Origin of the sequence: Nostoc sp. (assembly GCF_036917275.1) — a bacterium.
Lineage (GTDB): Bacteria > Cyanobacteriota > Cyanobacteriia > Cyanobacteriales > Nostocaceae > Nostoc.
Window position 1 is genome coordinate 23,500 of the sequence record NZ_JBALDF010000022.1, and the last position, 21,646, is coordinate 45,145.

At 41.6% G+C, this 21,646-nt stretch carries 19 protein-coding genes; 12 read left to right on the top strand and 7 right to left on the bottom strand.

Annotated elements, in window-relative coordinates; genetic code table 11:
* The first annotated feature begins 2 nt into the window (after nt 1-2).
* From ffh to V7K35_RS08120, 5 genes are all read left to right on the top strand, one after another.
* Nucleotides 3-1,469: a signal recognition particle protein gene (gene ffh / locus V7K35_RS08100; RefSeq protein WP_335077860.1), complete on the top strand. Its 1,467-nt coding sequence runs from the start codon at nt 3-5 to the stop codon at nt 1,467-1,469.
* 198 nt (nt 1,470-1,667) lie between these two features.
* On the top strand, nt 1,668-1,928 hold the full coding sequence (gene rpsP, locus V7K35_RS08105; protein WP_012409382.1) for a 30S ribosomal protein S16: 261 nt from the start codon (nt 1,668-1,670) through the stop codon (nt 1,926-1,928).
* Entirely contained in the window at nt 1,891-2,325 is a 435-nt protein-coding gene (locus V7K35_RS08110; protein ID WP_334794693.1) for a KH domain-containing protein, read from the top strand. Before rpsP ends, V7K35_RS08110 begins: the two co-directional genes overlap by 38 nt.
* A gap of 270 nt (nt 2,326-2,595) precedes the next feature.
* A complete protein-coding gene (locus V7K35_RS08115) occupies nt 2,596-3,549 on the top strand; it encodes a PhoH family protein (RefSeq protein ID WP_335077862.1) in 954 nt (317 codons plus the stop codon).
* Nucleotides 3,550-3,586: 37 nt separating this feature from the next.
* Complete coding sequence (locus tag V7K35_RS08120; RefSeq protein ID WP_335077864.1) at nt 3,587-3,991, top strand: ChuX/HutX family heme-like substrate-binding protein; 405 nt, start codon at nt 3,587-3,589, stop codon at nt 3,989-3,991.
* A gap of 5 nt (nt 3,992-3,996) precedes the next feature.
* Here V7K35_RS08120 and V7K35_RS08125 read toward each other — a convergent pair whose 3' ends face one another.
* Entirely contained in the window at nt 3,997-4,335 is a 339-nt protein-coding gene (locus V7K35_RS08125; RefSeq protein ID WP_335077866.1) for a carbon dioxide-concentrating mechanism protein CcmK, read from the bottom strand.
* A 305-nt stretch (nt 4,336-4,640) separates the two neighbouring features.
* Here V7K35_RS08125 and V7K35_RS08130 point away from each other — a divergent pair, with 305 nt between their 5' ends.
* On the top strand, nt 4,641-5,438 hold the full coding sequence (locus V7K35_RS08130) for a DUF6816 family protein (RefSeq protein WP_335077868.1): 798 nt from the start codon (nt 4,641-4,643) through the stop codon (nt 5,436-5,438).
* Nucleotides 5,439-5,529: 91 nt separating this feature from the next.
* A complete protein-coding gene (locus V7K35_RS08135) occupies nt 5,530-7,338 on the top strand; it encodes an ABC transporter ATP-binding protein (protein ID WP_335077870.1) in 1,809 nt (602 codons plus the stop codon).
* 639 nt (nt 7,339-7,977) lie between these two features.
* Here the strand turns inward: V7K35_RS08135 and V7K35_RS08140 are convergent.
* Both V7K35_RS08140 and V7K35_RS08145 read right to left on the bottom strand, forming a co-directional pair.
* Nucleotides 7,978-8,886, bottom strand: a complete 909-nt coding sequence (locus tag V7K35_RS08140; protein ID WP_335077872.1) for a hypothetical protein — start codon at nt 8,884-8,886, stop codon at nt 7,978-7,980.
* Between the two features lie 403 nt (nt 8,887-9,289).
* Entirely contained in the window at nt 9,290-9,415 is a 126-nt protein-coding gene (locus tag V7K35_RS08145; protein ID WP_335077874.1) for a hypothetical protein, read from the bottom strand.
* A 262-nt stretch (nt 9,416-9,677) separates the two neighbouring features.
* Between V7K35_RS08145 and V7K35_RS08150 the strand changes: the two genes are divergently transcribed.
* The gene (locus V7K35_RS08150) at nt 9,678-11,789 is read left to right on the top strand and encodes a M3 family metallopeptidase (protein WP_335077876.1); all 2,112 of its coding nucleotides are present in this window, start codon (nt 9,678-9,680) and stop codon (nt 11,787-11,789) included.
* Between the two features lie 427 nt (nt 11,790-12,216).
* Here V7K35_RS08150 and V7K35_RS08155 read toward each other — a convergent pair whose 3' ends face one another.
* The 3 genes from V7K35_RS08155 to uvsE form a co-directional block, all read right to left on the bottom strand.
* Nucleotides 12,217-12,672: a pentapeptide repeat-containing protein gene (locus V7K35_RS08155; protein WP_335077878.1), complete on the bottom strand. Its 456-nt coding sequence runs from the start codon at nt 12,670-12,672 to the stop codon at nt 12,217-12,219.
* Between the two features lie 291 nt (nt 12,673-12,963).
* Nucleotides 12,964-13,827, bottom strand: a complete 864-nt coding sequence (locus V7K35_RS08160) for an alpha/beta fold hydrolase (protein ID WP_335077880.1) — start codon at nt 13,825-13,827, stop codon at nt 12,964-12,966.
* Nucleotides 13,828-13,973: 146 nt separating this feature from the next.
* On the bottom strand, nt 13,974-14,930 hold the full coding sequence (gene uvsE, locus V7K35_RS08165; RefSeq protein WP_335077882.1) for a UV DNA damage repair endonuclease UvsE: 957 nt from the start codon (nt 14,928-14,930) through the stop codon (nt 13,974-13,976).
* Nucleotides 14,931-15,067: 137 nt separating this feature from the next.
* Between uvsE and V7K35_RS08170 the strand changes: the two genes are divergently transcribed.
* The 4 genes from V7K35_RS08170 (at nt 15,068) to V7K35_RS08185 (ending at nt 18,558) form a co-directional block, all read left to right on the top strand.
* The gene (locus V7K35_RS08170) at nt 15,068-15,178 is read left to right on the top strand and encodes a DUF1206 domain-containing protein (RefSeq protein WP_335077884.1); all 111 of its coding nucleotides are present in this window, start codon (nt 15,068-15,070) and stop codon (nt 15,176-15,178) included.
* A gap of 33 nt (nt 15,179-15,211) precedes the next feature.
* On the top strand, nt 15,212-16,357 hold the full coding sequence (locus V7K35_RS08175) for a glycoside hydrolase family 10 protein (RefSeq protein WP_335077886.1): 1,146 nt from the start codon (nt 15,212-15,214) through the stop codon (nt 16,355-16,357).
* A 12-nt stretch (nt 16,358-16,369) separates the two neighbouring features.
* The gene (locus tag V7K35_RS08180) at nt 16,370-16,801 is read left to right on the top strand and encodes a DUF2358 domain-containing protein (protein WP_335077888.1); all 432 of its coding nucleotides are present in this window, start codon (nt 16,370-16,372) and stop codon (nt 16,799-16,801) included.
* A 185-nt stretch (nt 16,802-16,986) separates the two neighbouring features.
* On the top strand, nt 16,987-18,558 hold the full coding sequence (locus V7K35_RS08185) for an HNH endonuclease family protein (RefSeq protein ID WP_335077889.1): 1,572 nt from the start codon (nt 16,987-16,989) through the stop codon (nt 18,556-18,558).
* A gap of 74 nt (nt 18,559-18,632) precedes the next feature.
* Here the strand turns inward: V7K35_RS08185 and uvrA are convergent, their stop codons facing one another.
* Nucleotides 18,633-21,521 (bottom strand): excinuclease ABC subunit UvrA, encoded by a 2,889-nt coding sequence (gene uvrA / locus V7K35_RS08190; RefSeq protein ID WP_335077891.1) that lies wholly within the window; start codon nt 21,519-21,521, stop codon nt 18,633-18,635.
* Nucleotides 21,522-21,646: the final 125 nt, after the last annotated feature.

Below are 21,646 nucleotides of genomic sequence, written 5' to 3' on the forward strand. Positions count from 1 at the left end.
TTATGTTTGATGCATTATCTGATCGTTTAGAATCCGCCTGGAAAAAACTGCGGGGACAGGACAAAATTTCTCAATCCAACATTCAAGATGCATTGCGCGAAGTGCGCCGCGCCTTGTTGGAGGCAGATGTCAATCTCCAGGTAGTCAAAGATTTTATTAGCGAAGTCGAAGCCAAAGCACAGGGAGCCGAGGTGATAACCGGGGTGCGACCTGACCAACAGTTCATCAAAATTGTTCACGATGAACTGGTGGAGGTGATGGGAGAAGAAAATGTTCCCATTGCAGAAGCCAAGGCACAGCCTACTATTGTGTTAATGGCTGGGTTGCAAGGTACTGGTAAAACTACAGCTACCGCTAAATTAGCCTTACATCTCCGTAAATTAGAGCGTAGCTGCTTGTTGGTGGCGACAGACGTATATCGCCCAGCAGCGATCGACCAGTTGGTGACGTTGGGTAAGCAAATTGACGTACCAGTATTTGAACTAGGAAGCGACGCAGACCCAGTAGAAATTGCAAGGCAAGGTGTAGAACGCGGCAGGGCAGAAGGTGTAAACACAGTAATTATTGATACTGCTGGACGCCTGCAAATTGACGAAGACATGATGGCGGAATTAGCCCGGATCAAAGCAACTGTCCAACCCGATGAAACTTTGTTGGTGGTGGACGCGATGACTGGTCAAGAGGCAGCCAATCTTACCCGCACCTTCCATGAGCAGATAGGAATTACTGGGGCGATTCTCACCAAGCTGGATGGTGATAGCCGTGGCGGTGCAGCGCTTTCGGTGCGAAAGATTTCGGGAGCGCCGATTAAGTTTGTGGGCGTGGGTGAGAAAGTCGAGGCACTGCAACCGTTTTATCCCGATCGCATGGCATCGCGGATTCTGGGAATGGGCGACGTTCTCACCCTGGTAGAAAAAGCCCAAGAAGAGTTTGATTTAGCAGATGCTGAGAAAATGCAGGAGAAAATCCTGTCAGCGAAGTTTGACTTTACTGACTTTCTCAAGCAGTTGCGGATGCTGAAGAACATGGGATCTCTGGGAGGCTTCATCAAGATGATTCCGGGGATGAACAAGCTCTCAGATGATCAGCTCAAGCAGGGAGAAACGCAGCTGAAGCGCTGTGAGGCAATGATTAACTCCATGACTCGCCAAGAACGCCACGACCCCGATTTATTAGCCAGTTCTCCTAGTCGGCGGCGGCGGATTGCTTCTGGCTCAGGCTATAGAGAGTCAGATGTGACTAAACTGGTGGGTGATTTCCAAAAAATGCGATCGCTCATGCAGCAAATGAGTCAAGGTGGCTTCCCTGGAATGCCGGGAATGTTCGGCGGTGGCGGTATGGGCAACGCCTTCGCAGGTGCAGGTAATCGTCCCGCAGCCCCAGGATGGCGGGGTTATGGTGGTGACGCCACAGGCACGAAAAAGAAAAAAACCAAAGATAAAAAGAAAAAAGGCTTCGGCAATCTTTAGTCATTAACTAAGGACTAATGACTAATGACTAATAGCAGCAAATGCTAGGCAGTGCTAAAATTAGCATTTCGACCTCAGAATTAATCAGCACAGGAAGCTGACCTTCAATTTCTCGGCAGCAGCCAGATTTAGGTTACTTCCTAATCAACTAGTTACTAACTAATATCTAACAACCAATAGGAGAATGATTCTTCAACCATGATCAAACTGCGCTTGAAGCGATTCGGTAAAAAGCGGGAAGCAAGTTACCGCATTGTCGCCATTAACAACCTCGCTCGCCGCGATGGCCGTCCCCTAGAAGAGTTGGGATTCTACAACCCCAGAACCGATGAAGTGCGATTAGACGTTCCCGGCATCGTCAAGCGACTACAACAAGGCGCTCAACCTACTGACACCGTCCGTCGCATTTTAGTAAAAGCCAATGTTTTTGAACAGGTCAGTGCCACAGCCGCATCATAATTCCGGAACAATATCCCCAACAGCTAGTCCCAACTATCTTGGGCTGGTTCAGTTTTTGGTGGAGCCGTTTTTAGAATCTCTAGAGACTTTAAGCGTCGATTGTGAAATTTCTCAAACCCTTAATCGGGTTTGGGTTCGCATCGCCTTTGATAGCACAGATAAAGGAAAAGTGTTGGGTCGAGGGGGACGCAATATTCAAGCGATTCGTACAGTAATTGCCGCAGCAGCTGCTGCTGCTGGGCAATCAGTATACCTGGATATCTACGGCAGCACCACGCCGGGCCGGGAGGGTATGTCTTTTGATGAAGACACAGAAGAGCGATCGCCACCGCCAACTAGGAGAGAACCTCGGGCAAATGATGGGCCTAAACCCATTGTTAAACCCCGTCTCCGCTAGGTTAAAACTACAGATATCTGAGCGGTTGTGATCACAACCGCTCAGAATTTTTGTAAAGATGGAAAGTAGCAAAAAGATTTTTGGATCTTTTTTTGAACTCTTCACCAGTACCATACTGCTGATAGTAGGGGCGTACAACTGTACGCCCCTACAGCCGATTTATTTGTTGCCAAGATTTTTTCAAAATGTAAGTAATAAAAGTTTAATTTCGCCGTTAGTGAGAAAAATTAACCTTTGTCAAACACAGATCCTCACCAATTAAGAAATACTATGGCAGGTGCCTTAACAATTCAGCTGCCGAATATTCCCAGTGCGATCGCTCTTGCCGGAGATGGAGAAGAAAATCTCAAAACCCTATCTCGACAAACAGGAGCCAGTTTAGTGCTACGCGGACAGGAATTACTGATTTGTGGTACCCAAGGGCAAATTGATCTGGCTTCTCGATTAGTGCGATCGCTTGAAGACCTCTGGATTAAAGGCAATGTCATCTCTAGTGCCGATATTTCAACAGCCCGTCAAGCCATAGAAAGCGATCGTCAAGGGGAACTGCAAGATTTACAGCGAGATGTCCTTGCTAAAACTCGTCGCGGTGAAGAAGTCCGTGCTAAAACCTTTCGCCAGCGCCAATATATCGACGCACTCCGTAGGCGTGACCTCACCTTTGGGATTGGGCCTGCTGGTACTGGCAAGACTTATCTCGCCGTTGTTGTCGCCGTGCAAGCACTCCTTGCTAACCAGGTTGAAAAGCTAATTTTAACTCGTCCTGCCGTCGAAGCCGGTGAAAAACTTGGTTTTTTGCCTGGAGACTTACAACAGAAAGTTAATCCCTATCTTCGCCCACTTTACGATGCTATTTATGAATTTATCGACCCAGAAAAAGTACCTAGTTTAATGGAACGTGGTGTGATTGAAGTCGCACCACTCGCCTATATGCGGGGACGCACCTTAAATAACGCCTTTGTAATTGTGGATGAAGCTCAAAATACTACACCCGCTCAGATGAAAATGGTTTTGACTCGTTTGGGCTTCCGTTCTCGGATGGTGATTACAGGCGACATGACACAAACTGATTTACCACTTCATCAACAATCGGGTTTAGGAGTGGCTTTACAAGTTTTAAAACAGGTTGAAGGCATTGCCTTTTGCGAATTTTCCCAAAAAGATGTCGTGCGCCATCCTCTAGTTCAGCGCATTGTCGCTGCTTATGAACAATACGAAAAATAGACATAGGGCATCAAAAAATAACAAAGGATAACAATTTATGAGTACTACTTTAAAAGAATTTTTAGCAGCTTGTGAGACTCTTGGAACATTGCGTCTAATTGTCACTAGTAGCGCTGCTGTATTAGAAGCAAGGGGTAAGCTAGAAAAGTTATTTTATGCAGAATTACCAAAGGGTAAGTATGCGAATATGCACACCGAAGGCTTTGAGTTTCACTTGAATATGGACAAAATTACTCAAGTGAAATTTGAAACAGGTGAAGCAAAAAGGGGTAATTTTACAACTTATGCCATTCGGTTTTTAGATGAGAAACAGGAGCCTGCTTTAAGCCTATTTTTGCAATGGGGGAAACCGGGAGAATATGAACCAGGTCAGGTTGAAACTTGGCAAGCTTTACGGGAGCAATATGGAGAGATTTGGCAACCTTTACCAGCAGAAATTTAATCCGGCTAAACTGATAGGGGTGGAGGAAATCGGATATCTGCACTGAACTGCTCTACATTAACGCTGCGATGAATCGGTAAAACATATTCTAAATTTTCGTGGGTGCGAGGAATAATATGATAAGAAAGTACCTCGCCGCCATTAACTCGTAGAACCGCCTTTAATGCTGCTGTTATCGCCACATTTACCTCACCTACAACCCCCCGGATTAACACGGTAATTCTTCCCAAATCAGTATTTTCATAACCAACAAGGGTGATCCGGGCAGCTTTACACATGGCATCTCCCGCTTCTACTGCTGTGGGAACGCCATAAACTTCAATCATACCTAATGCCAATGTCATGCTGTTACCATAATTTTGGATTGTGGAGTTAAGTATCTTTAACTATGTTGGCTTTTTGTGATGGTAAATTAGTGACTAAATGATATTCTGTGGGTGAATAGCTAGCAAAATAATACACAATAGCTGAAGTTCATTATTATCTCATAGATTAAGTAAATTGGCGCAAATCAATTCAACTGGACAAAAAAAAGTAAAAATCTGTGATTAGTTTTTAGTCAGCGCTTGAGTGTTAAACCACTTACTACAAAGTTTTAATTTTTTAAAAAAACTTACTTGATTTTTAATCGATAAATACGAAACTGCTAATGCGTACAATGAAGGTAATTTGGAGTTTTTGCTTGCTGGTTTTATTCCTATTGTGGAGTGGCGAAGCTTTTGCAGGAGAGTTATCTGAACGATTAGCAAATTTTCCCCAATGGGAAAAATTAACTTCAGTGCAACCGGCTTCGGGTGATTTGGTTTACCCTGAATGGATGGCTGGTTATTGGCAAGTTACAAGTACATTGGTAGATTTAGTTGCGCCTTTAGCACCAGATATCGTAACTCCAGGGTTTGAAGGTAATCGCCGACAATTAAATCAGCCTGTGAGTTTTGTAGTAAGATTTGTGAAAGAGCAACCACATGCTGCCAGGTTAAAAATATTTCCTCAGATAGATAATAAATCCCCAATTTTAGTAGCAGATAGAGCGTTTAATAGCTTAAATTTGGCACGAGCTTATTTAGGGGATAAAGTAGTGTTATTAGTTAAAGTAGATCCAGATTCACCTAATCGTCAGATTACTTTTTTGCGTAGCAGTCGCCAACTAGTTTCCATTGTGACTGCACGGGCCATAGAAACTACTCCTGATGACAAGTTCATCACCACAGAAGTGTTTCAACAACTATTTAAAGGTGGTTCACGCCCCTATTTAAACTCTGTAGAATCTACCACCGCTTATCATAAACTTCCAACAGGTAATCCGGCGATTGAGGCAGATCAAGTTACTGCTGTCTATCTTTCACCCCAAGATCCAGATTACTTTAAAGCTGGTTTTCAACCAGTTGCTCTCTATCGCTATCGCCTAGAATTTGTCCCCGCACAAATGCCTACTACTCCAAAGTAGTGATTTAAACCTATAACCTTTGACTATTCTGTACTACAAACGTAATACAAAAATTCCAAGCTTCCGATCGCGTCCTTGGACAGTGTGCATCATGGCAAAATTTAGAGATATTCTCAAATACTACGATCGCTATCGAGCGCTGATAATTTTCAGTATTACCGCAGCTGGCGTTTTTGAAATAATTGATTTGGTGGTGCCCTATGCCACAGGGCAAATTTTAAACGTACTTTCGGGACAACCCCTAGATCGTCCCATAGAGAATGCGATCGCTGCAATTAGCAACCTCACGCAACTACCACAAAATCGATTATTATCGCTAGGGGTACTAATAAGTATAATCTTCTTAGTAACCGTTGCCAGAGCACCGATTCAAATCTGGTCAACTTGGTGGTTTCATTGGGATATTGCTTTACGTACCCGACGAGATAACTTCACAAAGACGGTAATAAAAATACTCACTCTCCCTTTAGAATTTTACGATGAAAATAACCCAGGACGTGTTGCCGGAAAAATTTCTAAAGGTTTAGAAAATCATACCTGGGCTTATTCAGAAATTGCCGGACAATTAATTCCCAAGCTAATGCGAATATTGGGAATTTTTGTAATTATCTTGTTGATTGAGTGGCGCATTGCCATATTCTTTCTGATTTCGCTCATAGTCATTCTCCGCTTTACCCTCAGAAATTTAAACCAGCTGATGGAACGAGAACGACGGCTAGATAAATACATGGAAAATACCCAAAGCCGCAACTCAGAAATTATCACCAATATCAAAACAGTTAAAGCATTTGCAACAGAAGCGCTAGAACTAAAACGGCAAAACCAAAGGCTTAACCGAGAGTTTAAAGTAGTAGTTTTTCGCATCCATCTTGGTTACATCAAGCTGAGTACTTTCACAACGACAATCATTCAGTTTTGTGTGTTTATAGTGCTAGGTTTGACCCTTGCGGCTACACTAAAAGGTCAGATTTCTTTAGGACACTTTATCACCACTTTAACAGTTTCCAGCATGGCTTATGCCGAGTTGGAACCGATCAGCAACCTGGCTGAGATTTTTGCTCGTCGTTATGCCTCAATGTTGGGGTATCACGAATTTATGCAGCAACCAACAGGGGTAGATGCAGTCAGTTTAGAAGAAAGTACATCAGCCTATAGTTTCACTGGGAAAGTTGAGTTATCGCACGTCAGTTTTGGATATGATGCTAACCGTCAAGTTTTGCAAGATATCAACTTGTTGATTGAGCCATATCAAACAGTTGCATTAGTGGGGCGTTCCGGTTCTGGGAAGTCTACTTTAGTGAAATTGCTGTTGCGATATTTTGAACCTCAAGAAGGTCAAATTTTGATTGATGGTCAAGATATTCGCACTTTGGATGTGAGTAAGTATAGACGGAGGCTAGCGATCGTTCACCAAGAAGTAGACGTTTTTAACGGTACTATATTGGATAATCTCACCTACGGCAGACCAGATGCCAGTTTGGAGCAGGTTCAAGAAGCCTGTAGAATTGCCAGAGTCGATGAAGTAGTGCAGCACTTACCCCAAGGTTATTACACCATCGTGGGGGAACGAGGTGTCAGGTTATCTGGAGGACAAAGACAACGCTTGGGAATTGCCAGGGCGTTGCTAGTGGAACCAGACGTACTAGTTTTTGACGAAGCCACCTCTAGCTTAGATTATGAGTCTGAACGTTCGATTCAGCTAGCGATGCGATCGATTCAAGGTACTTGCACCACCATCGTCATTGCTCACCGTTTAAGTACAGTACGGGAAGCAGATAAAATTGTGGTTCTGGAGCAAGGAAAGATTGTAGAAGTGGGTAGTCACAATGAACTCTTGCGTCACGAGGGCATTTACCACCGCTTGCACTCCCTGCAAGAAACAGGAGAACTTCTGAGTTAATTTATATCTTGCACCTGCTCAATCTCCAGCCAAGAAATTTATTTCTTGGCTGATAGCCTTAGAGGTTGTTTGAAAAGTGGTTAACTGTGATTTTAATTGCGTTGTTACCCCCCTTAGTCCCCCCTTTCTAAGGGGGGAAACAAGAAAAATCCGGTTCCCTCCCCAATACATCGGGGAGGGTTAGGGTGGGGTAAAAAATATTTGATACATCAATCATTACTTTTCAAACATCCTCTTAGTAGACTTAAGTGGATTGAAATCCATGTTATCAAAAAGTTTAAATCCATTTTAGAGAAATGCAAGTTATCAGCCATAGGTTAGAAAGCTATGGCAGTTTTTGATCCTGGTGGAATATCTAAGTTAAGGGACTTGCAAATAGCGTTAAAGAACTGCTGAAAATCCAGCAACAAAATAAGATGCCAGGAGTTCAATTTCGCACCTATTCTGCGGCAAAATTAATATTACAATATGGGGAATTTGCTCCATTTTCCAAGAAAAGGGTCAGCTAGAATCGAAGCAGTGACATATTGAAATTCGTTTTCCGCGCTTAGGTGAAGTGCGAAAAGTAAATAAAATAAATAATCCATTCACCACTGCTAAAATACTAATCAGTACTCGAAGTCTTCCAATAATAAAAAACTAAGATTTACTCTTATCTGCTTCTTTCTGCGCCGCCTCACTGTATTTCTTATATAGTTGAGTACGAATCTTAGCTTCCTGATAACGGCTATGGTTTTGTGGCACCGTACCCATTAAATCTGAAGCTCGTTGCCACTTAGCAGCTATCTCTAACCACTGAGTTGAGGTTGTGGCTGTTTTACCGGATGCAGAAGCAAGGTTTGCAATTCGCACAGATATTGCAAATGGGTCATCAGATGGCTCAGAAAGGCTATTGTTAGCAGCACGGGATGGTGTCTGGGCTTTATTATCGTTAATATTTTCTGTAGTTAAAGATTTGGAAGTTTCTAGTTGCATTAGGTTTTTCAGGTTATTACCTAATTGGGCATAAACAACCCAACCAAGCAACAAAAGTGAGCATAAGCCAGCCGCTGCTAATATCTTTTTTTTCGGTTTATTTTCATGTTTTTCTTTATTGATAAGTACTAAAGGACGAGAGGCTGGAGCTTTAGGGAAATTTGGTTTTCCTAGTTCAGCTTGAGCTTCTGTGAAATCTTTAATTAGTTGCTTTAGAATATTGGGCTGAATTAATGTAATTTCCTGTGACCAAAGCAGTTGGTTATCGCGATCGCTATCTATTTCCTTTAACCAAAGTAATTGTTGTTCTCGAACAATCCGACTGTTGATATTGACTAGGCGAATGTGACGCGGGGCGATGGACTCAAGAATTTGCTGGATTTGTTCTACTAGGGGAGATTGCTCAAGTTGCTCTACCCTAGCCGCCTCGCACAGAAGTTGTAAGACACCATTAGAAAAAATGGCTCTAGTTCTGACACCAGACTTGGCTAGCTTTTCGTTCAATAGCTGAATAATCGCAGCAACGCTACCTTGGTGAGCCTGCCAAACGATATCATTTATCCGATCTACCATCTGAAATTTAATAATAGATCTTCCACTGTGACTGATTAACGTACTCATTAATTTAGGGACTCTTTTCTACTGACCTTGATCTTGTCTTCGATTTTACGAGTAAAAAGATGAGTTGCCAAATAAAATCATAAAAGTAGAGCCTCCCTTCTCGGTTCGGCAGAAACGGTTGATCACGCTAAGTTAATTGGACACTCTCACGCCTTGAAAGCGTGGGATTCTTGGACTGAAACTGTGCTTTCAGGGTAACGCCCATACTGGCGAATGAGCTACCTGTTTGACATAATACGTTATGATCTTTTTTAGCGATCGCCTTTGGTCAGGTTGAGGTAGGTGAATGGACTCTGCGATCATGCGAAGCACCCGCTAAGAGTGATCGCAAATCTATGGCTAAATAGTATCAGGGTCAACACCAAGCGATTAAAGTTGCCAGTAAAGCATATAAGTGAACATAACTTTCTGCTAAAGGTTCACCATCCGAGCTTGGGTAAAATACTTCTATTGGTTGAGAACTGGGTAAGAGGCTAATCATAATTAGCTAACTGGTTGAGAGGATGAGTGCATGATTATATTATTTCAGAGACTTTCGCTGATATTTCTGGAACTGTTACCTGTCAGGTATCGTTCACAAACCAAACAAAATAGCTGTATCAAGATAATTTTCTGAGTAACTCTCGTTTTTTTTGCTATATTGCCAGAATGACAAGACTATTTAGCACAGCGATCGCTACATTAGAAGATATATAAATAAAAATCATTATTGATTTTTATTCATCCGCAGTTCACACAAAACCATGAGTGCAAGTACTATTATTTCCGACAATCCCCTACTCCAAGGCGTTGGTTTACCTCCCTTTGCAGAGATTAAACCAGAACGAGTAGTACCAGCCTTCAATCAGTTGCTGGCAGAACTTGACCAGCAGCTTGCCACCTTAGAGGCTAATGTAGAGCCGACTTGGAGTGGTTTAGTAGAACCCTTAGAAAAGCTGACTGAACAGCTTACCTGGAGTTGGGGGGTGGTGAATCATTTAATGGGTGTTAAAAATAGCCCCGAACTGCGCGAAGCTCATGAAATCGTACAGCCACTAGTCGTACAGTTTATCAACAAGCTCGGTCAAAGCCAACCCATCTATAATGCTTTTAAGGCACTCCGTACCAGTGATAGTTGGGCAACTTTAGAATTAGCTCAACAGCGCATTGTAGAAGCCGCGATTCGAGATGCTGAACTTTCTGGTGTTGGCTTAGAAGGAGAGGCAAGAGAGCGTTTCAACGCCATACAGATGGAGTTAGCAGAACTTTCTACCAAATTCTCTAACCACGTACTTGATGCCACTAAAGCCTTCAGCCTAACCCTAACAACACAAGCGGAAATTGACGGTTTACCACCAAGCTTAGTGAGTTTAGCAGCCCAAGGTGCTCGTGCAGCTGGCGAAAGCAACGCCACACTTGAAAATGGCCCCTGGCGGATTACTTTAGACTTCCCCAGCTATGGCCCTTTCATGCAGCACAGCACCCGTCGAGATTTGCGCCAAAAGCTCTACAAAGCTTATATCACCCGCGCTTCTGGTGGCGATTTAGATAACAACCCCTTAATTGAGCGCATTTTGAAGTTGCGCCAAGAACTCGCAGATATACTAGGCTTTAAAAGTTTTGCTCAATTAAGCCTAGCTAGTAAAATGGCTCCCAACGTTGAGGCAGTCAACGCCCTGTTAGAAGAACTACGCCGCGCTAGTTATGATGCTGCTGTCAAAGACTTGGCAGAACTCAAAGCTTTTGCCGCGGCACAGGGAGCAGCAGAAGCTACGGATTTAAAACACTGGGATATCAGCTTTTGGGCAGAACGCCAACGAGAAGCAAAATTTGCCTTTACCGCTGAAGAATTGCGTCCCTACTTTCCCCTTCCCCAAGTGTTAGACGGCTTATTTGGACTAGTCAAGCGGCTGTTTGGCGTCACTGTCACCTCTGCCGATGGTCAAGCGCCAGTATGGCATGAGGATGTCCGTTATTTCCAAATTGCTGATGAAACTGGTTCTCCCATAGCCTATTTCTACTTAGACCCCTACAGCCGTCCAGCGGAGAAACGCGGTGGTGCTTGGATGGATGTGTGCATCAATCGGGGTAAAATCACTGAAAATGGTGTCACTACCATTCGCTTACCTGTAGCTTATTTGGTGTGTAATCAAAGTCCTCCCGTAGATGGTAAACCTAGTTTGATGACTTTCTATGAAGTAGAGACTTTGTTCCACGAGTTTGGTCATGGATTGCACCATCTGCTCACTAAGGTTGACTATCCCGGAGCCGCAGGCATCAATAACGTGGAGTGGGATGCAGTGGAACTACCTAGTCAATTTATGGAAAACTGGTGTTATGAGCGACCCACTTTGTTTGGAATGGCGAAGCATTACGAAACTGGTGAAGCCCTACCGGAGCATTACTATCAAAAGCTGCTAGCGGCGCGTAATTATATGAGTGGTAGTGCCATGTTGCGGCAGATCCACCTGAGCAGTCTTGATTTAGAACTACACTACCGTTATCGCCCTGGTAGTAATGAAACTCCGTCAGATGTGCGTCATCGCATAGCTAAGACTACTATGGTTTTACCACCACTTCCAGAAGATTCAATTTTATGTGCTTTTGGACATATTTTTGAGGGTGGTTACGCAGCAGGCTACTACAGCTATAAGTGGGCTGAGGTACTGAGTGCTGATGCTTTTGCCGCTTTTGAAGAAGCTGGGCTAGAAGATGAAGAAGCTATAAAAGCTACAGGTCAGCGTTATCGGGATACGGTGCTGGCACTCGGTGGTGGTCAGCATCCAATGGAGGTGTTTAAAACTTTCCGAGGTCGTGAACCAAGTACGATCGCTTTGCTCAGGCATAATGGTTTAGTCAGTGCTGCTGTAAACTAAACAACACTTCTGTAGGGACGTTGCATTGCAACGTCTCTACTCGTATCAAATCTTTCTAAACAATCCTTAGCTAGACATGGTTTTCCAACCTGCCAGACCTGATGGTGGGGTTGGTTAAGATTATAGGATATGTTTTGGGCTGCTGATTTGATTACACAACTACTTTAAAAGATGTTGAATAAGGCGTTAAAAAGGCTTGCTCTAGTTCGCTCCTTTTTAAGGAGGGTTAGGGAGATATCGGCTCAATTTCAATAAGAAACCCCCTCTGCTTTGATTATAGTAAAGTGATTACTAGGCAGAAGGGGTTCATTTTTTATTTTTGTTTAGGCAGATTTTAAGGATCATGCTGGCAAAAAACCAGTTTCTCTGATTTAAAACCCGCAAAAACCTATGTTGTGTTTATTTTAACCTGCCTACTATGTTCAGCCTATTTCCAATCGGGAATCTCGGCATCTTCTCCACCAATCCCGATTCCAGTGTTAAATATTTCAGCACCAGTGAGATTGAGATCATTCATTGATGCTTTATACACATTAGAATCGTGAATCGTCGCGCGAGTAAAATTTACTCCGTTGAGATTGGTTTGCTTCAAATTCACATTGGTTACGTAAGCTGATGTTAAGTTAGCACCTGCTAAGTTTGCACCAGTTAAGTCAGCACCTTCGAGGTTAGCCCCTACAAGGTTAGCTCCTTGCAGCTTTGAGCCTCTCAAGTCAGCACCAATTAAATGAGCGCCACTGAGGTTAGCTCCCGATAGATTACACTGGACACATTCCCCAGTTGAAAGCAGTTTTTGTAAGTCCTGCGGATTCTCGGCTCTAACCGAGCTAGCGAAAAATAGGGGAGTTGCTAAGGCCATGGCCGCTAATAGCTGGAGTTTCATAATTTTCCCCCTTTAATAATCAAGTTGCGTCCGTTCTGTCCCTCACAACTCTATTATCTCACTAAACTTTGTGAGGTCAATCTATGCCTTCACAAGTTGGTTGTGATATGAAACAAGGATAAAAGTGAGATCACAAATGCCATTAATTCTGATTTTTGGCGATTTTTACTCGATAAACCCTAAAAAACTGCCAGTGTTAAATCACTGTTAAATTTTTTTAAAAGCTTACACTACTCGCCATAATTTGGCTAATTTGATAAGTATTTATACTTTTTAGCAAATACTATTAGCTTAAGTCCTCAAAAATTCTCGCATATGCTGATTAACTAACTCTGGCTGTTCTTGCTGCACCCAATGGCCACAATTGGGAATGTATTTGATTTGAAAGTCCCTGACATAGGCTGCGGTGTCGTAGGTTAGTTCCTTGCCGAGTGCAGTGTCATTTTCTCCCCAAATCATCAGTGTTGGCACTTCCAGAACGCCCCAACTTGGATTTAGTATTCTCTGTTGAAAAATATTGCGGTAGTAGTTCAACATTGCTGTGAGGGCACCGCGTTTAGCAGCAGCATTTTTATAAGCGTCAATATCCGCTTTGGTGAAAGCACTTTTGTTAACTGCTGTACCTTTAAAAGCTGTTTCAATTGCTTGGTAGTCTGAAGATTGTAAAAGTAATTCTGGTACCCACGGTAGTTGAAAGACAAATACGTAGTAACTACGCAGCAACTGTTGGGGAGTACGTAAACCTTGGGCAAATTTGGCAGGATGAGGCAGGTTAAGAATAATTAATTGTTCTACCATTTCGGGGTGAGCATAGGCGAAATTCCACGCGATCGCACCGCCCCAATCATGTCCAACTAAAACACATTTTTGGTATCCTAATCCTTTAATTACTCCCTCAACATCTTTGATAAACTCATCCATTACATAAGCTGATTGCTCATTTGGTTTATCACTATCGTTATAGCCACGCAAGTCAAGGGCAACAACTTTAAAATCTTGGGCAAATTCTGGTATTTGATGCCGCCAAGAGTACCAAAACTCAGGAAAACCATGCAGCATCAACATTAAGGGGCCTTCACCTTGGGTAACGTAGTGTAGTTTCACCCCATTAGTAATTATATAATCGTGTTTCCAATAACTTTCTATTAAAGACATAATTAATCAAATATCAACATTATCAAATACTAAATAATCATACTGCACTTAATAAGTGTAATATTATTTTGAGCAGCCTCACATCTATTGGAAGACAGTATTATGATAGTAATGTACAGTGACAAATTAAAAAACTTCGTGTTAATTTAAATACAATTATTTTTCATTAACCACCAAGAGCGCAAATATGCGATCGCTTTTTCTTTTTGTTTGGCTTCGACTTCGATCCACGGTGCTTGGTGGTAGACGTTGGGCATATCGGTAATCAAGTCGCTGTGTTTTCTGTCATTGAAAGCTTGTTCACCATTGGAAATATGGACTAATTGCCAATCTGGATTTGTCCAAGTTTCTTGCGCTGCATAAAACATGGATGCTACACTCGGATGATCGTAGCTATCTAAATTTTCGTGGCAAATATGGTGATGGGCATCAAATACCATCGGCACGCCAGCTTGCTGACATACTGCTAAAATTTCATTAGCGTTATAAGCATATTCATCATTTTCTAGAGTCAAGCGGCTTTTGATATTTTCTGGTAGTTCGGAAATTACTTTTACTAGTTGTTCAGCACGTTGAGATTTGCCACCATGAATATTCATCAATGACCAAGGCGATCGCGGTAAGCCCAGTAAATCAAGTGTGTGGGAATGTCCTGCTAGATTATTGATACTTGCTTGTACCACTGAGGAAGAATCAGAACTCAACACTACAAATTGATCTGGATGCAACACCATTCTTATACTCAATGCATTTGCTCGTTGACCAATTATTGCTAAATCAGCGCTCATTGCCTCTAATATATTTGCACCGATTTCGTCTTCTAAGTCACTTAGAGGAAATAAATTAGAAGACATCCGATACAGCTGAATTTGATTCTGCTGACAAAACGAGAGGGCGTCATGCAAGCGTTGTAAGTTATGCCGATACAGTTCACTCAGGGCGCTTTCACGTTCAATAAGGGAAAGTTTTAAGTAACGTGTGCGCGTCATTGTCCGAAAGCGCACTTGTTTGTCAGAAGTGATGCAAACTAGCCCTAAGTTGGGCAGTTTAGTTTTTTGACACTGGTGTGGATTAGGTAAATTTTGGAACTCGATTACAGCCATTAACTATATTTACTAATTGTTGTTTATTTTGAATATTTTTTAATTTAAACAAGTTCTGCCATTGACTTACGACTACCTAAAGAATGAACTTTTAAGTCACGGCACTCTACTAATTTGACTTTGGTAAATAAAGTCCAGTGCTATCATTGGGACAAGCATGGCTTTTGGGTATTGTGGCACTAGGTTTAGTTGCCTATGGGATTTACACAATAATACAGGCGCGGTATCGTTGGCTAATCAATGTTTAGATAGTGCAGCGCCGAGAATTTCAATTTATAGAAATGGCAATAATAGAAACACGTGGTATCTGGCTGACCACTACTGATAGTAAAGTTCTCAGGTCAAAACAACGCATTGCTGAGGCGATGGATTTGCTTGCCGAGACAGGATTTAATGTGGTATTCCCCGTTGTTTGGAACAAGGCAGTAACTTTATATCCTAGTCAAACAATGCAGCAGACATTTGGAGTCGAAATTGACCCGATGTCTGTAGGCCGCGACCCTTTAGAAGAAGTGGTAGTTGAGGCGCGGCGAGTTGGGTTGAAAGTAATTCCTTGGTTTGAATACGGTTTTGCCAGTTCCTACAATTTGAATGGTGGTATACTTCTACAGAAAAAACCGGAATGGGCTGCTCGTGATTGTAAGGGCAACTTACTGAATAAAAATGGCTTTGACTGGTTGAATGCATTAAACCCGCAGGTGCAGGAATTCTTGTTGAACTTGGTGCTGGAGGTTGTGAAAAATTACGATGTGGATGGTATTCAAGGTGACGATCGCTTCCCAGCATTCCCCTGTGAAGGTGGTTATGATCAAGTAACTGTAGCACGTTATCATCAGCAATTTAATCATAATCCGCCACAGAACCCCAAAGACAGACAATGGTTACAGTGGCGGGCAGATATTCTCACTGAGTTGTTGGCGCGTCTCTACCGGGAGGTGAAAGCAGTTAATCCTAACTTGCTAGTAGCGATCGCACCTAATATTCATGATTGGGCATTCCGGGAATATCTGCAAGACTCGCCCGCATGGCTGAAGCGGGGAATAGTTGATATGATTCAGCCGCAGATTTACCGCCGTGACTTTAGGAGTTATCAGGCGATCGCTGATAAACTAGTAAACCAACAGTTCACAGATGCAACATTGCCAAAGTTAGCACCGGGAATTTTGATGAAGCTTGGTAGTTATTGTATTAGTCCAGAATATTTAGTGCAGGCAATTGAATACAATCGCCAACTTGGTATTCAAGGAGAGGTATTCTTTTTTTACGAAGGTTTGCGCGAGAATAACAATACCTTAGCTAAAGTTTTGCGAAATGGCCCTTATGCTAAATCTGCATCATTTCCTACTCTGTCTGATTTGAGTACGGATAGCGTGAGTAACAAGAGAACATCTTCAATTTGCCAACGGTTGTTAAAAAAGATTTTTTAAGGAAAAATGCGCGTGGAATCTCAATTATCGGTAGAACAAGTAATTAAAACTTTAAAAGAAGATTTACCAACACTTTTTAAAAAAGATATTTCTTATGACATTTATACAGACGATATCTACTTTAAAGACCCAGTAAATACATTCAAATATAAATTTAACTATCGCATTATATTTTGGACATTACGATTTCACGCTCGGCTGTTTTTTACCCAAATTTACTTTGATGTGCATGAAGTTTCTCAGTCAGCCGAAGATACGATTTTAGCAAAGTGGACAGTGCGGGGAGCGTTGCGGGTTCCTTGGAAAGCAGGTTTGCTTTTTAATGGCTATTCAACGTATAAATTAAACCAAGATAATTTTATATACGAGCATATCGACACATGGGATCGTAAACCAGGCGAGATTTTAAAGCAGTTTTGGCAAAGGGGAGAGATGGCTAATTAGCTGTTTTTCCCAAAAAAACTCGATTGATATTTACCCAAAATATTTGCCTGCACTGCCTCTTGGCGTTTTTTAGTTTCCTTGAACTTACGTTTAGTTACATCCCAACGATTTGCCTTATAAAAATTGTAATATTTGTAATGTATAATAAATTACTAGACCAATTTTATACTTAAAGAGTAGCGGAGATGGTAAAAGATAGCCCAAAAGTTAGCCTAGATGCACTTATACCTAGAGAAGCATTTGAGGTTCAAGGACAGCAATCTCAAATTATACTCAGTAATATTCCTATGATACAAATTCGTAATTTGGAGCAAAAAGATTTTTTCTATCCATTTTTACGAAAACCCGATTTTCAACGAGAAACCAATGAGTGGGATGCTCAGAAAATATGTGATTTTATTGAAAGTTTTTTAGATGGTGATTTAATACCGGCTGTTATTCTTTGGAGAAGTAATAGTGGTTATTTTTTCGTAATTGATGGCTCACATAGGCTAAGTGCTTTAATAGCCTGGATAAATGATGATTATGGCGATAGAGATATTTCCAATAAATTTTATGATGCATACATCACAGAAGAACAAAAAAATGCTGGTCAGGAAGTTAGAACACTAATTAAGAATAAGATAGGCTCTTACCAAGATTATGAATTATCAACACAGCACCTAGACAAAATAGATCAAAAAACACTTGAGAGAGCAAGAAATTTGGGTAGTTTGGGTATCCAACTTCAGTGGGTTGGTGGTGATGCATCTAAAGCAGCAGATTCATTTTTTAACATTAATCAAAAAGCAGCACCTATTAGTCCAACTGAAATGCGTTTATTAAAGGCTAGGAATAAACCTAATGGTGTTGCTGCTCGTGCAATTATGAGAAGTGGTAATGGTCATAAATATTGGTCAGAGTTCTCACAAGATAAACAAGACAAAATTGAAAAACTAGCTCAAGAAATACATCAACTGATTTTTGAGCCTAAGCTTAAAAATCCTATAAAAACTACAGATGTTCCAATGGTAGGAAATCTATCAACTTCACAGAAAAATGAATTTATCTTAGAATTCGTCAATATAGTTAACAATATAGAAGTAGAAAATGAACTTGATTTGAATGATGATCCAACAGGAGAAAATACTGTAAAATTCTTAACGAATTGTCAAAAATTAGCCCAGAGAATAAATGCTAATGATCCTTCATCTCTTGGACTTCATCCGCTCGTATATTTCTATACTTGTGATAGTCGATATAGAGTAGGTTCATTTTATAGTGTTGTTAGCTTGGTATTACATTTAGCAAAAAATAAATCTTATGATAAATTTATAAAATGCAGAAAAGATTTTGAATTTGTGATTTGGCAACATGATGATATAGTTCCACAAATTGTAAGTAAAAGTAGTGCAGTCAAGGCACGAGAAAAGGTTAAAGATTTTTATTTAACAATAGTTGATAAATTAACACAAGGTGTAGATAAAAAAAATGTTATGAAGGAAATCATAGCCGAAAAAACTTTTGGTTCCTTAAAAATGAAACCTAGAGTTAACACAAGTGAAACTCAAAGTAAAACTTTTTCACGAGAAACCAAAGCAGCAGCTTTTATCAGAGATGCTTTACCTAAAGTTCAAAGATGTAAAATCTGTGGTGGCTATCTTCACAGTCACTCTATATCTATAGATCACAAAACAAGAAAACAAGATGGTGGCTTAGGTAATTTAGCTAATGCACAATTAACTCACCTATACTGCAATACAACATTCAAAAATTAAATATTCTCAAACTAGGCATAAAAATTAGAGATAAGATTCTTTAGTTTTATGCAATGCAAATTACTTGGAAAAGACTAAGATTTAATTGCCGGATACTGTTTCAAAACTTGCTGCAAATATTGCCCAGTATAAGACCTGGGATTTTTTGCAACTTCCTCTGGTGTACCCACAGCAATCAATTCTCCGCCTTTGTCGCCACCTTCTGGCCCCAAATCTATTACCCAATCAGAACAACGAATTACATCTAAGTTGTGTTCAATTACTAATATTGAATTGCCTTTATCTACTAATCTTTGCAACACATCCAATAATTTATGGACATCGTAAAAAGATAACCCTGTTGTCGGTTCATCGATTAAATAAAGTGTCTTACCTGTGGCGCGTCGAGATAGTTCTGTTGCCAATTTCACCCGTTGCGCTTCACCACCAGATAAGGTAGTCGCAGGTTGTCCTAGTTGGACATAACCCAAGCCGACATCAAATAAAGTTTGCAAACGCGCGATCGCTTTGGGTATATTCTGGAAAAAGTCTAAACTTTCCTCAACTGTCATTCTCAGAACATCAGAAATAGACTTATCTTTGTACTTCACTTGTAAAGTTTCGCGGTTGTATCTTGCACCTTTACAAATTTCGCATTGCACGTAAACATCTGGGAGAAAGTTCATTTCAATCACATTCACACCCTGTCCACTACAAGCTTCGCAACGTCCACCTTTAACGTTGAAGGAAAATTGCCCGGGTTTGTAGCCCCTAGCTTTCGCTTCTACTGTTTGAGAAAATACATCCCGGATCGCATCGAAAATTCCTGTGTAAGTTGCAGGGTTAGAACGTGGTGTGCGTCCAATGGGAGATTGATCGATAACGATCGCTTTATCAATCGCATTCAATCCCTGAATTTTATCCAAATGTCTCGGTAAAGGAACTTTCTTAGTTAAATGGTGTTGCAGAGATGGATATAGTAATTCGTTAATCAGCGTAGATTTACCAGAACCAGACACGCCAGTAATAGAGACAAGTTTACCTAATGGAATGTCTACATCTATATTTTGTAAATTGTTGCGATGGGCATTTTTAATTCCCAAACTGCGCCCATTTCCTTCTCGACGTTCTGCTGGTGTGGTAATTACCCGTCTTCCTGATAAATATGCACCCGTCAAGGAATCTTCTGCTGCTAATAACGCCGGAAAATCACCTTGGGCGACAATATTTCCGCCGTGAATTCCTGCACCAGGGCCAATATCAACTATGTAGTTAGCTGCACGAATTGTTTCTTCATCATGCTCAACGACAATTAATGTATTACCCAAATCCCGTAATTTAGTTAAGGTTTTAAGCAATCTGCCATTATCTCGTTGATGCAAACCAATACTCGGTTCATCTAAAACGTAGAGAACTCCTGTTAAACCAGAACCAATTTGTGTTGCTAGACGAATTCGTTGGGCTTCGCCACCAGAAAGGGTCATGGCGGGACGGTCAAGGGTGAGGTAATCTAAACCTACATCTAACAAAAACTGCAATCTAGCTTTGATTTCTCTCAGGACTAAATCAGCAATTTGCAACTGGCGATCGCTCAACTTTAATTGCTCAATTCTCTCTCGACAATCTCGAATTGATACTCCAGTTAATTCTAAAATTCCATATTGTCCCAACTTCACCGCTAAAGCTTCCGGTTTTAACCGTTTTCCCTGACAAACCTCACACGGTTGATCAATTAAATACTGCTCTAATTTTTGCTTAACTAATTCAGAACCACCCTCATACTGCCGTTGCAAAATTGGAATAGCACCTTTAAAACTCTGTTTCCTCTGTGCCTCTGCGGCTTGTTCATCTTTGTCTCCATACAAAATAATTTGTTGTTGTTCTCCTGTCAGCTTGCTCCAATTTGTCTGTAACTCAAACCTATAAATCTGTCCCACGCTATAGAGTAATTCCAGATAATAAGAATTATCTTTTTCTGACCAAGGCGCGATCGCAGCATAAACTGGGGCTTCTGGGTCAGGTATGATCAAGTCTGGCGCAAATCTTCTTAAAGTCCCGATTCCATGACAGTGCGGACAAGCACCATAAGGTGAGTTAAAGGAGAACAATCGCGGCGATAGTTCCTCCATTACCGCGCCATGTTCTGGACAAGCAAAGTTTTCTGAAAATACTAATTCTTCTTCTTTTTCTTGTCCGTCGTCACCAAGTAGACTCACCAGAATGGCTGCAATCCCACCCGATTGCTTGAGACACGTAGACAGGGAATCAACCAAACGCTCCTGAATATCAGCCTTTTTCACCAAGCGGTCAATTACCACTTCGATGCTGTGGGTAAAATTTTTATCCAATTCAATGGAATCTGACAGTTCGCGGATCTCGCCATTGATCCGCACGCGGACAAAACCTTGAGAAGCCAGACTTGACAAAAGCTTACGGTGTGTGCCTTTTTTCCCTCTAACAACGGGTGCAAGAATTTGGAAGCGGGTGCGATCTGGTAATTCTATGATGCGATCGCACATCTCATCGATTGTCTGGGGTGCAATACAGCGATCGCATATGGGACAATGGGGTTCGCCAGCTCGACCAAACAACAGCCGCAAATAGTCGTAAATCTCCGTCACTGTACCCACAGTGGAACGAGGGTTATGAGACGTTGACTTTTGGTCAATGGAAATTGCTGGACTTAAGCCTTCAATCGCTTCCACATCCGGCTTATCCAGTTGTCCTAAAAATTGCCGTGCGTAGGCGCTGAGGGATTCCACGTAGCGACGTTGCCCTTCAGCAAAAATGGTGTCAAAGGCGAGAGAAGACTTACCAGAACCAGAAACGCCAGTAAAGACAATCAGGCGATCGCGTGGCAATTCTAAGTCAATATTTTTCAGATTATGCTGCCTAGCACCCCGAATCCGAATGGTATTCTGGCTGTTGTGGCTGGGGTAGGGAAGATGTCCATTCAAGGATGCTGCTAGCTGTTTGTCTGACATATTGGGGGGCGAAGAGGGAGTTTCCTGTGAAACAGTCCTTAATAATACTATCTTTAATCAGTTTATAGTAGAACAATCGTACTGTTATAGATAGTTATTCCTCCAGATTCATCCCGCAGACATCC